Raw genomic sequence first — 13,004 nt, forward strand, 5'->3', positions numbered from 1 at the left:
CAAATGAGCGGAAAAAAAGAACGAGTAGATGTACTATTAGTAGAACGAGGACTTGTTGAAACAAGAGAAAAAGCGAAGCGTGCTGTTATGGCAGGTCTTGTATATGCAAATGAAATGCGTCTAGATAAACCAGGTGAAAAAATACCACAAGATACAGAAATTACAGTAAAAGGACAAGTAATGCGCTATGTAAGTCGTGGTGGATATAAGTTAGAGAAGGCGTTAGAGACGTTTCATATAGATTTGCAAGATAAAATTATGCTCGATATTGGTTCATCAACGGGTGGATTTACGGATTGTGCTTTGCAAAATGGTGCAAAGCTATCATACGCTTTAGATGTAGGATATAACCAACTTGCATGGAAACTAAGACAAGACGAGCGTGTTGTCGTAATGGAACGGACGAATTTTCGTTATGTAACACCTGCTGATTTGCAGCAAGGATTACCGCAATTTGCAAGCATTGATGTATCGTTTATATCTTTGAAATTAATTTTACCTGTATTGAAAACGATGTTAACACCTGGTGGTGAGGTTGCGGCGCTTATTAAGCCGCAATTTGAAGCCGGGCGAGAGCAAGTGGGGAAAAAGGGAATTGTTCGGGACCGTAAAGTACATGAAGCAGTTATAGAAATGATTGTCGATTTTGCACTGGCAGAAGGTTACGATGTTCAAAACTTAACGTTTTCTCCAATTACAGGTGGAGATGGGAACATTGAATTTTTAATTCATTTAAAATGGTATGGTGAGCGTGAACAAGGAGAAAATCAATCTCCTATTCGAGTAGAGGAAGTTGTAACAGAAGCTCACGAAGCCTTGAAGAAAAAGGGAAAAGAGGAATAACAATTGTTGTTCCTCTTTTTACTCATATAGAAAGTTAGAATTGTATAATGATTGTAAAAACAATTATGTACAAGTAGCCAATTATACGTTAACATAAATAAGTGAAGTATAATAATGGTAAAACTACGGTAAGAGATAGTGCGAGGTGCAAAAATATGAATAAAGGGCAGCGCCATATTAAAATTCGAGAAATTATTGCGAATAAAGAAATTGAAACGCAAGACGAACTAGTGGATATTTTACGTAATGAAGGTTTTAATGTAACACAAGCAACGGTATCGCGAGATATTAAAGAATTACATTTAGTAAAGGTACCACTTCATGATGGGCGGTATAAATATAGCTTACCAGCGGATCAACGTTTTAATCCACTTCAAAAATTAAAACGCAATCTTGTTGATTCGTTTGTTAAATTAGATACAGCTGGTCATATGCTTGTGTTAAAGACATTGCCAGGTAATGCACATGCTCTCGGTGCGCTGATTGATCATTTAGAGTGGGATGAAATTATTGGCACAATTTGCGGTGATGATACGTGTTTAATTATTTGCCGTACACCTGAAGATACAGGGGTTGTATCAAATCGCTTTTTAAATATGCTGTAACAAAAAGAATCTTGTTTGCTTTATTGCTCAGAAGAGTAAAAAGTAGACAAGATATTTTTGTTATGGAGAAATAAAAATCCTAAAATAGCATGTGAAAATATATATTTCCATATAGGAATATCAGTATTGTTACATTGACCGTAAAAACAAATGTTTGTTACAATGAAGCAGGTTACATAACATATTCTTCATGAAAAAAGTAACAGAAGAATGTATGTGTGAATAGTTTAAGCCTCCCGTGTGGAGTGTGAATGAAATAACGAGGTGAATGAGGCATTGTTATCGGAATTATCGATTAGAAACTTTGCTATTATTGAATCATTAAATATCTCTTTTCAAAAAGGGCTCACTGTTTTAAGTGGTGAAACGGGCGCAGGAAAATCCATCATTATTGATGCGATTAGTCTTCTTGTTGGAGGACGCGGCTCAGCGGAATTTGTACGTTATGGGACAGATAAAGCTGAAATTGAAGGGTTATTTTATATTGAAGATGAACAGCATCCTTGTGCCATGAAAGCAGAAGAACTTGATATTGAAATTGAAGATGGCATGATAATTTTAAAACGGGATATTTCTGTGAATGGGAAAAGCGTATGCCGCGTCAATGGAAAGCTTGTTACATTAAGTACATTAAAGGAAATTGGAAAAACGCTTGTTGACATTCATGGACAACATGAAACGCAAGATTTAATGAATGAAGACCGCCATTTATTTATGCTTGATCATTTTGAGGGAGATCATATTTTAGTTCAGTTAGAAAAGTATCAAAATGTGTATAGGGAATATGAGCAATTAAAAAAACAATTGCACTCTTTAACAGAAAATGAGCAACAAATGGCACATCGTTTAGATTTAATTCAATTTCAACATGAAGAGATTCGAAATGCGGATCTGAAAATAGATGAAGAGCAAAATTTATTAGAAGAACGATTGAAGATTTCGAACTTCGAAAAGATTTATAAGGCACTGGGTGATTCGTATCGTTCTTTAACGGAAGATCATTCTGGTTTAGATCATATTCGGAATGCGATGAACCAGATGGAGAGCATTACGGATTTAGATACTGCATATCAAGAAAACTACGATGCGATTGCGAATAGTTATTATTTATTAGAAGAAGTAGCATATCAACTCCGCGAAAAGTTAGATATGATGGAATACGATCCAAATCGTTTAGATGAAATTGAAACACGTTTAAATGAAATTCGTATGTTAAAACGTAAATATGGAAATACTGTAGAAGAGATTTTAGCGTATGCGGATGAAATCGAAAAAGAGATATTTACGATTGAAAATAAAGATGTACACATTGAAACGACGAAAAGGAAACTAAAAGACATCGAGCAGCTTATAGTGAAAGAAGCGACACTACTAAGTGATATGCGTCGTAATCTTGCGAATCGATTAACAACGGCAATTCATCAAGAATTAAAAGAACTGTACATGGAAAAAACAAAATTCGAAGTGATGATAAAGAAAAAAGAAGGGACAATTGACGATCCTCTTGTCGAAGGAGCTCCTGTCAAAATGACACAAGATGGGTATGACGGTGTAGAATTTTATATTTCTACGAATCCAGGAGAACCGTTAAAGCCGCTTTCTAAAGTAGCTTCAGGGGGGGAATTATCCCGTATTATATTAGCGTTAAAGAGTATTTTTTCTAAACATCAAGGTGTTGCCTCTGTTATTTTTGATGAGGTAGACACTGGAGTAAGCGGGCGCGTTGCACAGGCGATTGCTGAAAAGATTTATCGTGTTTCTGTTAATTCACAAGTGCTATGTATTACACATTTGCCACAAGTTGCGTCTATGGCAGATTCTCACTTATTTATTCGGAAACAAATTGTAAATGAACGCACTGTTACATCTGTTACTGTACTTAGTCAAGATGAAAAAGTAACGGAAATTGCTCGCATGATTTCTGGAGTGGAAATTACTGATTTAACGACAGAACATGCAAGAGAGTTACTTTCGCAGGCGCATCGTTTTAAACAAGCAGCAGAGGCTATCCAATAATGGATAGCTTTTTTGTTAACAACAATGATTTCTTAATTCTTCCGGTTATAAAGAAAGGATAGCAAGGAGACATTAAATAATGAAGCCGCTAGGCTGAATGTGGGGTAGGAGCGAGGAGAGTGAAAAGATTGAAATTAGAGCAATTTCGAAAAATCATAGGGATCTGTCTCCTTGTTTCGCTTGTCTTTATTGGGTGTTATAAACCGCTTCGCGCGTTTATTTTACTTCCAAAGCAACTTGTTATATTTCAAGATCAAGATTCACAAGTATCTTCTTTGCCTGTATTTCAAACAAAATCAACTGATGAAACTATTTTTACAATTGCTTCTGGGCATGCTAGTGAAAAAACAATTGCGGTAAATGCGCATGAAAGCGGAGAAGCTGCTATGGTTTATGAGCTTGCAGGATTACCCGTAAAAAAAGTAAATGTGAAAGTATTAAAAGATTTTAAAATAGTTCCAGGTGGGCAATCAATTGGAGTGAAATTAAATGCAAAAGGGGTACTTGTTGTAGGGCATCATTTAATTCAAACGGAAAAAGGAAAGGTATCCCCAGGTGAACTTGCAGGTGTGCAAGTAGGGGATATGATTACTGAAATAAACGGTAAGACAATTGAACGAATGAGTGATATTGCACCATTTATTCATGATAGCGGGAAAACAGGAGAATCGCTTAATCTTGTCTTGCTAAGAGATGGGAAATATATTCGAACAAAATTAACTCCACAAAAAGATGGCGGAGAACAGTCATATCGAATTGGATTGTACATTCGTGATTCAGCTGCAGGCATTGGAACGATGACATTTATTCATCCGGAATCAATGAAATACGGCGCGCTTGGTCACGTGATTTCTGACAATGATACGAAAAAACCAATTCAAGTTGAAGATGGACAAATTGTTCGTTCGACAGTAACGTCTATTGAACGTGGGAGCAATGGAGATCCTGGTGAAAAATTAGCGAGATTCTCACCAGATCATGAAGTTATTGGTAATATTACAACGAATAGTCCATTTGGTATTTTTGGTAAGTTAAATACAGAAATGAAAAATGGAATTATGGATGAAGCACTTCCGATTGCTCTTTCCCATCAAGTAAAAGAAGGGCCTGCGAAAATTTTGACAGTTATTGATCAAGATAAAGTAGAAGCGTTCGATATAGAAATTGTAAGTACAGTTCCGCAAAAATTCCCTGCAACAAAAGGAATGGTTGTAAAGATTACAGATAAACGCTTATTAGAAAAAACAGGTGGGATTGTACAAGGAATGAGTGGTAGTCCTATTGTACAAGACGGAAAATTAGTAGGGGCTGTAACACACGTATTTGTCAACGATCCAACATCTGGATATGGTGTCCATATTGAATGGATGCTACATGAAGCGGGGATTAATATTTATACAGATCAGAAAAAAGCAAGCTGAATGTATTCAGCTTGTTTTTTTTGTTACTTTTAAATAAAGGGAGAAAAGAAGAGGTCTCCTTATTGATGAAAAATTTTTCTTGTAAAGCCGCTGAAATGTTACAAAAGTTTCGCAACAGGTGTTTTTTGTTGTAAAATAAAAGTAGAGCATACATATTTAGCTATAACCACATGATGGAATATGTAAAAGAACACTAAGAAATAGACGATAAAAATGTTTTTTTGTGATTTTTTCGGAATTTAAGAAAGTTTTAAAGGGGATTTTCACATAATTGTCGAACAATTCATGTAGTCTAGAAGGTAATACTTTATGCCGGGAGAAACCATTAGTAGGGAGGAAAAGCTGTGGAGAAAATTAAAGTGTGTCTCGTGGATGATAATAAAGAACTTGTATCTATGTTAGAGAGTTATGTTGCTGCGCAGGATGATATGGAAGTGATTGGTGTAGCGTATAATGGTCAAGAATGCTTAAATTTATTAAAAGAGAGACAACCTGATGTACTTGTTCTTGATATTATTATGCCACATTTAGATGGTCTCGCAGTACTAGAAAAAATGCGTCATATTGATCGTTTCAAACAGCCGAATGTTATTATGTTAACAGCATTTGGACAAGAGGATGTAACGAAAAAGGCTGTTGATTTAGGTGCGTCATATTTTATCTTAAAACCATTTGATATGGAAAATTTAACGAGCCATATTCGTCAAGTTAGTGGAAAATCAAGCACTACCATTAAACGACCGCTACCAGCTTTTCGTTCTGTTACAACGTCTGATGGAAAACCGAAAAATTTAGATGCAAGCATTACGAGTATCATTCATGAAATCGGTGTACCAGCTCATATTAAAGGATACATGTATTTACGTGAAGCAATTTCTATGGTCTACAACGACATTGAATTGCTTGGATCAATTACAAAAGTACTGTATCCAGATATCGCAAAGAAATATAATACAACAGCAAGTCGTGTGGAACGTGCAATTCGTCATGCGATTGAAGTTGCGTGGAGCCGTGGAAATATTGAATCCATTTCTTCTTTATTTGGCTACACGGTATCCATGTCAAAAGCAAAGCCGACGAATTCAGAATTCATCGCGATGGTTGCGGATAAGTTAAGGCTTGAACATAAGGCGAGTTAATCGTTGATATAGTAATGATTTGAGTTTGTTTTAACGTTAAAGATAGTATCTTTTCTGACCAATAAATAAGTCGATCAAAAAGCGATAAACGCCGTCTTTTGATAGTTTTTATAAACTATTGAGAGGCGGTGTTTTTTATCCCGCTATTTGTGGGCAGTAAGACCCCCACCTCAAGATTCAGAGAGAAGCAAAGAACCTGTAGATTAAGACGTTAAAATTATTTTCGGCGTATATGCAAAATAAATTCGATAAAGTTAAATCGCCTCATATACGCCATTATATTAAATATTTAAGAGAACGTGGTAAGTATACAGTCGCAGTTAGTGACAAATCTGTGAAAGTCAATCTCTTCCATAAGTGCTACAACAAACGCTTGCTTAACCAATAAATTATTGATATACAAACCGATGAACATTCTTTTTGGTAGTTTTAAATAACTATCATGAAAGTAATGTTCATATTTTCTTATAGCGCTATTCGTGGGCAGTAAGACCCCCACCTTAAGATTGAGCGAGCCGCTTCCGTATTTCTAAAGAAGATAGGTGGGGGATAACTGCTGGCATGTGCAAGGTTGGGCGGGCTTTCCATCAGTGGGGAATGAAAAAAACTCCCACTGATGGAAGTTTCGCTTTATTCTTTCTCTTGATTTTGTTTTTCTAATTCAACGAGTTTTTGAATTAAAATATGCTGAGGCATATGCATAAGCTGTTCAAGGGGAACACCGAGGGCTTTAGATAACTTAATAGCTGTCTCTGGTGAAAGTTGTAATGGTTTCATAAAAGTACCTCCTTTTTGTATAGTATAACATAAAGAGAAATTAGCATCAGTGTAGATGCATCGGTGATAATGGTTTATAAGATTATATAAATACAAGTTGAAAAATCAACATAAATGATTTTGGTAGGCAAGAGCATCTGGCTATGGATAGAAGTGGTCAGGATCTTTTCTTGCCATAAAATAAAGGGAGTGCAAGTCATTTTGTATTCTACATAGCAGCGACTTATATGTTGAAAAATATATAGTTGGATTTACAACTTGTAATGATCTTTTGCTAACTTTTAATGAAATAGAATTTGAGGTGAGAAGATGACGCATATTTTTGGACACCGCGGAGCTGCAGGGACGTATCCAGAAAATACGATGGTTTCTTTTCAGGCGGCAGAGAAGTTTGGAGCTGATGGAATTGAATTGGATGTTCAGTTCACAAAAGATCACCAAATTGTTGTCATTCATGATGAGACGGTAAATCGAACGACGAATGGAAAAGGGGCTGTTCGAAATTATTTATATGAAGATTTGCGCGCGCTAGATGCGAGTTATACATTTTATGATAAGGTCGGTGTGCAGCCTATTCCTTTATTAGAAGAAGTGTTGGAGTGGCTGAAAACAAACAACCTTTTTCTTAATATTGAATTTAAGAATAATAAGGTACCGTATAGAGGTTTAGAAGAAGAGGTAATTACTCTTATTCGAAAATATAGTATGGAGGAGCGTACGATTCTATCTTCTTTTAATCATTATAGTATGAAGAAGTGTCATATGATGGCTCCTGATATTGAGACGGCGATTTTGTATAAGGAAGGATTGCATAGCCCGTGGGCTTATGCCAAAAAGATGGGAGCGAGTGCTATTCATCCGAACTACCGATATATTTCGGATGGAATTGCAGAATTAACGATGGAAAATGGCGTAGCTGTACGTCCGTATACAATCAATGATGAGGAAGTGATGAGGAAGTTTTTAAAGATGAATGTGACGGCTATTATTACAGACTATCCAGAGCGTGTGAAAAGAATAATGCAAGGTGTAAAATGAGGTCTTTCTTTATGAAGGGTCTCGTTTTTTAATTCCGCCATTTACAGGCAGCAAGACTGAGATTTAAAGTGGTGTAAAGAATATAGGGGGATGAAAACCCCCACTGATGAAAATTTCACTTTATCCCACATTAACGGGCAGTAAGACCTCACCTCAAGGTGGAGAGAGAAGCGTTGTCCAGCTCTAGCGGCTAGAATCTCCGGTCGTTTCGCCCCCTCCGACGAGGCAAAAAGCACCTCTTTGTTAGGGACGTGGGCGTCCTGCGCTTCTGAGCGAGCCGCTTCCGCTTTTCTAAAAAAGATAGGTGTGGGCTAACTGTCCGTAAAAGCCCGATTGATTCAACTAACCATTCGAAGAAAAAGCACCTTCGAATAGAAGTTTCACTTTATCTTCGAAATCGAGCTTGTACTTTATTTCGTTTTCGGTCGCGGTATAGAATGAAGCCACCAAAGATATAAAAGCCAATAGCAAAACAGAGTGCTCCAATTACAAATTGTAACCATAATACAGGGATTGGAGAGAAGAGAATACCGAAGACCGTATCTCTCATCAGTTTAATGCCTACTACAGCAAGTGAAATAGGAATAACTGCTAATAGGAGAGCGAGATAACGTTGCATAAGGAAGACCTCTTTTCAGACAATTTAGTATATACAAAATCATGTAACAATTGACGTTCGTTTGTCAAGGGGTTTTGGAAGAAGTAAGATGGAGGTATGAAAAATTTTGCAGAGATGCTGCGGGAGGATTGGTAGCATATGAAACAAAAGGTATTAATTATTGGAGCGGGTGCTGGGGGCAGTGCGATTCTAGGACTATTGCAAAAATCGAATATATTTGAAGTGGTTGCAATTGTGGATATTGATGAAAGAGCAAAGGGGATTCGACTTGCAAAGAATCTTTATATTTCTACAGGGAGTGACTGGGAAGTTTTTATACGTGAGGACATTGATGTCATTTTTGATATGACAGGTGATTACAGTGTGTATGAAAAGGTTTTAGTGCAGAAAAAAGAAGATGTACTTCTGGTCCCAGGGGATGTTGCGAATATTGTTGTGAAGCTTGCGCATGAAAAAGAAATGTTGATCGGGAAATTAAAAGATCAAACGCAGCAGCGGGATCTTATTTTAAATTCCACACACGACGGTATGATTGTGGTTGATAAAGAAGGGCATGTACTATTATTCAATAAAAGTGCGGAACGGATGACGGGATATAAAAGGGAAGAAGTTGTTGATAAGTATATTTTAGAAGTCATTCCAACGAGTAAGTTGCTTCGTATTATCCGTACGAAACAAATTGAGATTAATCAAGAATTAACATTAGATAATGGAAAGAAAATTATTTCAACGCGCATTCCGATTTTAAATGAAATTGGAGACGTGCAAGGGGCGTTTGCGGTTTTTAAAGATATTACTGAAATTGTAAATTTGGCTGAAGAAGTAACGGATTTAAAAGAAATTCAAACATTGCTAGAAGCGATTATCTATTCTTCCGAAGAAGCAATTTCTGTTGTCGATGAACAAGGGCGAGGACTTGTTATTAACCCGGCTTATACAAAATTAACTGGTCTATCTGAAGAAGATATTATTGGTAAGCCAGCGACAACGGATATTGTAGAAGGAGAAAGTATGCATATGAAGGTGCTGCGGACACGCAGGGCAGTGCGTGGTATTCATATGAAAATTGGGCAAAAAAAGAGAGATGTTATTGTAAACGTAGCTCCGGTTATTGTTGATGGGATTTTAAAGGGGAGTGTCGGTGTAATTCGCGATGTATCCGAGATTCAAAAATTAACAAATGAATTAAATAGGGCAAGACAAATTATTCGTACGTTAGAAGCGAAGTATTCATTCGACGATATTGTTGGAACGTCAGAAGGGATTGTGGCGGCGATTGAGCAGGCGAAACTAGGAGCGAATACACCGGCGACGGTACTGCTCCGAGGGGAGTCAGGAACTGGAAAGGAATTGTTTGCGCACGCCATCCATAATGGTAGCAATCGGAAGTACAATAAGTTTGTTCGGGTAAATTGTGCGGCAATTTCTGAATCGTTATTAGAAAGTGAACTGTTTGGTTATGAAGAAGGCGCTTTTTCGGGAGCGCGTCGCGGGGGGAAACGTGGTTTTTTCGAAGAAGCGAACAATGGAAGTATTTTCTTAGATGAAATAGGAGAATTGTCTGCGAATACACAAGCGAAGTTACTTCGTGTTTTGCAAGAGAAGGAAATCGTGAGAGTCGGGGGTACGAAGCCGATTCCGATTAATGTTCGAGTCATTGCTGCAACGCATGTGAATTTAGAAAAGGCAATTTTAGATGGTGATTTTCGGGAAGACTTATATTATCGGTTAAATAAAATTCCGATCCATATTCCATCACTTGGTCAGCGTAAAGAAGATATTGGTGAAATTGCTGATCGATTAATTCAAAAAATTAATCAAGATTATGGGCGTAATGTTGAGGGGTTAACGGAATCCGCGGTGAAGTATTTACAATCATATGATTGGCCGGGAAATGTTCGTGAGCTTGAAAATATTTTAGGCCGAGCGATTATTTTTATGAATTATAACGAGATGTATATTGATGTACAGCATTTACCGCCGTTACATCATGAGGACCACCATGAACTTATAGGGAGTAATTTACTTCCTGAATTAGAAGAAAGACCTCTTGAGGATTTAGTGGCTGAATTTGAGGGGAATATTATTCATGAGTATTTGTCTAGATTTAATGGAAACAAAACAAAAACAGCACAAGCGTTAGGGATTTCGGTTCGGAATTTATATTATAAGCTAGAGAAATATGAGTGTGCAAAAAATAGCATGCAATAATTTTCATACCGTGCAATAATTTGCACGGTATATATAATCTGACAAAATTAGACAGAATTTTTTATTTAGTTACAAAATGTTGATTTTTCTATGATTTGAATGCGTTTTCAAAAATATTTGAACAAAATTAAAAAGTTGGCACGGTATTTGCTTTAATATATAAGCGAGGGACGACGAGGAAGGGTTGATTACAAAATATGAAGTTACAAACTTTAATTGATCAAGCAGCAAAGCAACCGAAAAAAACAGTTGCTGTCGCAGTAGCTGAAGATCATGAAGTAATTGAGGCCGTAACAAAGGCTGTACAATTACAGTTAGCTCAATTTCGTCTATATGGAAATCAAGAAACAATTGTGAGTATGTTACAAGAGCATGGATTAACGCCTTCAGAACATATTGAAGTAATTTCTACTACATCTAGTGCAGAAGCTGCTGAATTGGCAGTAAAAGCTGTAAGAGGCGGAGAAGCGGATGTACTTATGAAGGGCAATATTCCAACAGCTAACATTTTAAAAGCAGTATTAAATAAAGAGTGGGGTCTTCGTAAAGGCGGTGTGTTATCACACGTTGCAGCTTTTGAAGTACCGAATTACGATCGCTTTATCATCGTAACAGATGCAGCGATGAATATCGCTCCAGACGTACAGCAAAAAGCAGCGATTGCACAAAATGCAGTTGAAGTTGCCCGGGCAATAGGAATAGAAGTACCGAAAGTAGCTCCGATTGCTGCTGTGGAGGTTGTAAATCCTGCAATGCAAGCAACGATTGATGCAGCAATGTTAACGCAAATGAATCGCCGGGGTCAAATTAAAAATTGTATCATTGACGGACCACTTGCTTTAGATAATGCTGTTTCACAAATTGCAGCAGAGCATAAAGGAATTCAAAGCGATGTCGCTGGTAAAGCAGATATTTTACTCGTCCCAACAATTGAAGCTGGAAATGTATTATATAAATCGCTTGTATATTTTGCGGATGCAAAAGTAGGAGCGATTATCGCTGGAGCGAAAGCACCGATTGTGTTAACATCTCGTGCTGATTCAGCAGAAACAAAAGTGTATTCATTAGCATTGGCAGTTGCGACTGCTTCTAAATAAACTTTCTTGCAATGCATGTTTTATTTTCATTCATGATTAAGGAAATGCGTCCGATATAACGGACTAAAATTGAAAATGGTAAACATATCAAGGGGGAAATTACAATGACATTAGAAATCTTCAAATACTTAGAAACTTACGATTACGAGCAAGTGGTGTTCTGTCAAGATAAAGAATCAGGATTAAAAGCAATCATTGCAATTCATGACACAACTCTTGGACCAGCTCTTGGCGGAACAAGAATGTGGACATACGATTCTGAAGAAGCTGCAATTGAAGATGCTCTTCGTCTTGCAAAAGGTATGACATATAAAAACGCAGCAGCTGGTTTAAACTTAGGTGGTGCAAAAACAGTTATTATCGGCGATCCACGCAAAGATAAGAGCGAAGCAATGTTCCGCGCGTTAGGACGTTACATTCAAGGATTAAATGGTCGTTACATCACAGCTGAAGATGTTGGTACAACTGTAGATGATATGGATATTATTCATGAAGAAACAGATTTCGTAACAGGTATTTCACCTTCATTCGGTTCTTCTGGTAACCCATCTCCAGTAACTGCTTACGGCGTATACGTTGGTATGAAAGCAGCTGCAAAAGAAGCGTTCGGTACAGATAGCTTAGAAGGTAAAGTAATTGCTGTTCAAGGTGTAGGGAATGTAGCTTATCACCTATGCAAACACCTACATGCAGAAGGTGCAAAATTAATCGTTACAGATATTAATAAAGAAGCGGTACAACGTGCTGTAGAAGAGTTTGGTGCAACTGCTGTTGAGCCAAATGAAATTTATGGTGTAGAATGTGACATTTATGCACCATGTGCACTAGGAGCAACAGTAAACGACGAAACAATTCCACAATTAAAAGCAAAAGTAATTGCTGGTTCTGCAAATAACCAACTAAAAGAAGATCGTCACGGTGATATCGTTGATGAAATGGGTATCGTATATGCACCAGACTATGTTATTAATGCAGGCGGCGTAATTAACGTAGCGGACGAGTTATACGGATACAATAGAGAGCGTGCATTAAAACGTGTAGAAGCAATTTATGACACAATTGAAAAAGTAATTGCAATTTCAAAACGTGATGGTGTGCCAACATATGTAGCAGCAGATCGTCTTGCTGAAGAGCGCATCGCAAGCTTAAAAAATACACGTAGCACATTTTTAAGTAACGGCCATAACATTTTAAGCCGTCGCTAATTCATAGAAAAAATAAATGCGAAAGCAGTAGCA

Annotated in this window: 11 protein-coding genes; 9 read left to right on the forward strand and 2 right to left on the reverse strand. The window is 37.2% G+C overall.

Annotated features, from left to right (window positions below):
• Positions 1-3: 3 nt before the first annotated feature.
• The 5 genes from ACIGHG_RS03435 (at position 4) to spo0A (ending at position 6,024) form a co-directional block, all read left to right on the forward strand.
• Complete coding sequence (locus ACIGHG_RS03435; protein WP_336471295.1) at positions 4-843, forward strand: TlyA family RNA methyltransferase; 840 nt, start codon at positions 4-6, stop codon at positions 841-843.
• 155 nt (positions 844-998) lie between these two features.
• Positions 999-1,448, forward strand: coding sequence for an arginine repressor ArgR (gene argR / locus ACIGHG_RS03440; protein ID WP_028411221.1), 450 nt, complete (start codon positions 999-1,001; stop codon positions 1,446-1,448).
• A 276-nt stretch (positions 1,449-1,724) separates the two neighbouring features.
• Positions 1,725-3,464 (forward strand): DNA repair protein RecN, encoded by a 1,740-nt coding sequence (gene recN / locus ACIGHG_RS03445; RefSeq protein ID WP_396547489.1) that lies wholly within the window; start codon positions 1,725-1,727, stop codon positions 3,462-3,464.
• A gap of 119 nt (positions 3,465-3,583) precedes the next feature.
• Positions 3,584-4,885 (forward strand): SpoIVB peptidase, encoded by a 1,302-nt coding sequence (gene spoIVB / locus ACIGHG_RS03450; protein ID WP_396547229.1) that lies wholly within the window; start codon positions 3,584-3,586, stop codon positions 4,883-4,885.
• Between the two features lie 344 nt (positions 4,886-5,229).
• Positions 5,230-6,024, forward strand: a complete 795-nt coding sequence (gene spo0A, locus ACIGHG_RS03455) for a sporulation transcription factor Spo0A (protein WP_336471298.1) — start codon at positions 5,230-5,232, stop codon at positions 6,022-6,024.
• A gap of 630 nt (positions 6,025-6,654) precedes the next feature.
• On the opposite strand, the gene ACIGHG_RS03460 is transcribed toward spo0A, so the two are convergent.
• The gene (locus tag ACIGHG_RS03460) at positions 6,655-6,801 is read right to left on the reverse strand and encodes a YycC family protein (RefSeq protein ID WP_020061562.1); all 147 of its coding nucleotides are present in this window, start codon (positions 6,799-6,801) and stop codon (positions 6,655-6,657) included.
• A gap of 309 nt (positions 6,802-7,110) precedes the next feature.
• Here ACIGHG_RS03460 and ACIGHG_RS03465 point away from each other — a divergent pair, with 309 nt between their 5' ends.
• Positions 7,111-7,839, forward strand: a complete 729-nt coding sequence (locus ACIGHG_RS03465; RefSeq protein WP_336471311.1) for a glycerophosphodiester phosphodiesterase — start codon at positions 7,111-7,113, stop codon at positions 7,837-7,839.
• A 385-nt stretch (positions 7,840-8,224) separates the two neighbouring features.
• Here the strand turns inward: ACIGHG_RS03465 and ACIGHG_RS03470 are convergent, their stop codons facing one another.
• Positions 8,225-8,458 (reverse strand): DUF2627 domain-containing protein, encoded by a 234-nt coding sequence (locus tag ACIGHG_RS03470; protein WP_090913929.1) that lies wholly within the window; start codon positions 8,456-8,458, stop codon positions 8,225-8,227.
• Positions 8,459-8,596: 138 nt separating this feature from the next.
• Here ACIGHG_RS03470 and ACIGHG_RS03475 point away from each other — a divergent pair, with 138 nt between their 5' ends.
• The 3 genes from ACIGHG_RS03475 to ACIGHG_RS03485 all read left to right on the forward strand — a co-directional run bounded on the left by ACIGHG_RS03475 (position 8,597) and on the right by ACIGHG_RS03485 (position 12,971).
• Positions 8,597-10,669 carry a sigma 54-interacting transcriptional regulator gene (locus ACIGHG_RS03475; protein WP_336471312.1) on the forward strand — a complete coding sequence of 691 codons (2,073 nt, stop codon included), beginning with the start codon at positions 8,597-8,599 and terminating at the stop codon, positions 10,667-10,669.
• A 197-nt stretch (positions 10,670-10,866) separates the two neighbouring features.
• Positions 10,867-11,766 (forward strand): phosphate butyryltransferase, encoded by a 900-nt coding sequence (gene yqiS, locus ACIGHG_RS03480; RefSeq protein ID WP_336471313.1) that lies wholly within the window; start codon positions 10,867-10,869, stop codon positions 11,764-11,766.
• 104 nt (positions 11,767-11,870) lie between these two features.
• Entirely contained in the window at positions 11,871-12,971 is a 1,101-nt protein-coding gene (locus ACIGHG_RS03485) for a leucine dehydrogenase (RefSeq protein ID WP_098914738.1), read from the forward strand.
• Positions 12,972-13,004: the final 33 nt, after the last annotated feature.

Source organism: Bacillus sp. NPDC077411, assembly GCF_044543425.1.
GTDB classification, from domain to species: domain Bacteria; phylum Bacillota; class Bacilli; order Bacillales; family Bacillaceae_G; genus Bacillus_A; species Bacillus_A bruguierae.

Excerpts from the sequence above, each read along its gene's own strand:
- ACIGHG_RS03475 (WP_336471312.1), top strand. The coding sequence starts at position 8,597 with ATGAAACAAAAGGTATTAATTATTGGAGCGGGTGCTGGGGGCAGTGCG.
- ACIGHG_RS03465 (WP_336471311.1), top strand. The coding sequence starts at position 7,111 with ATGACGCATATTTTTGGACACCGCGGAGCTGCAGGGACGTATCCAGAA.
- ACIGHG_RS03485 (WP_098914738.1), top strand. The coding sequence starts at position 11,871 with ATGACATTAGAAATCTTCAAATACTTAGAAACTTACGATTACGAGCAA.
- yqiS (WP_336471313.1), top strand. The coding sequence starts at position 10,867 with ATGAAGTTACAAACTTTAATTGATCAAGCAGCAAAGCAACCGAAAAAA.
- ACIGHG_RS03460 (WP_020061562.1), bottom strand. The coding sequence starts at position 6,801 with ATGAAACCATTACAACTTTCACCAGAGACAGCTATTAAGTTATCTAAA.
- argR (WP_028411221.1), top strand. The coding sequence starts at position 999 with ATGAATAAAGGGCAGCGCCATATTAAAATTCGAGAAATTATTGCGAAT.
- ACIGHG_RS03470 (WP_090913929.1), bottom strand. The coding sequence starts at position 8,458 with ATGCAACGTTATCTCGCTCTCCTATTAGCAGTTATTCCTATTTCACTT.
- ACIGHG_RS03435 (WP_336471295.1), top strand. The coding sequence starts at position 4 with ATGAGCGGAAAAAAAGAACGAGTAGATGTACTATTAGTAGAACGAGGA.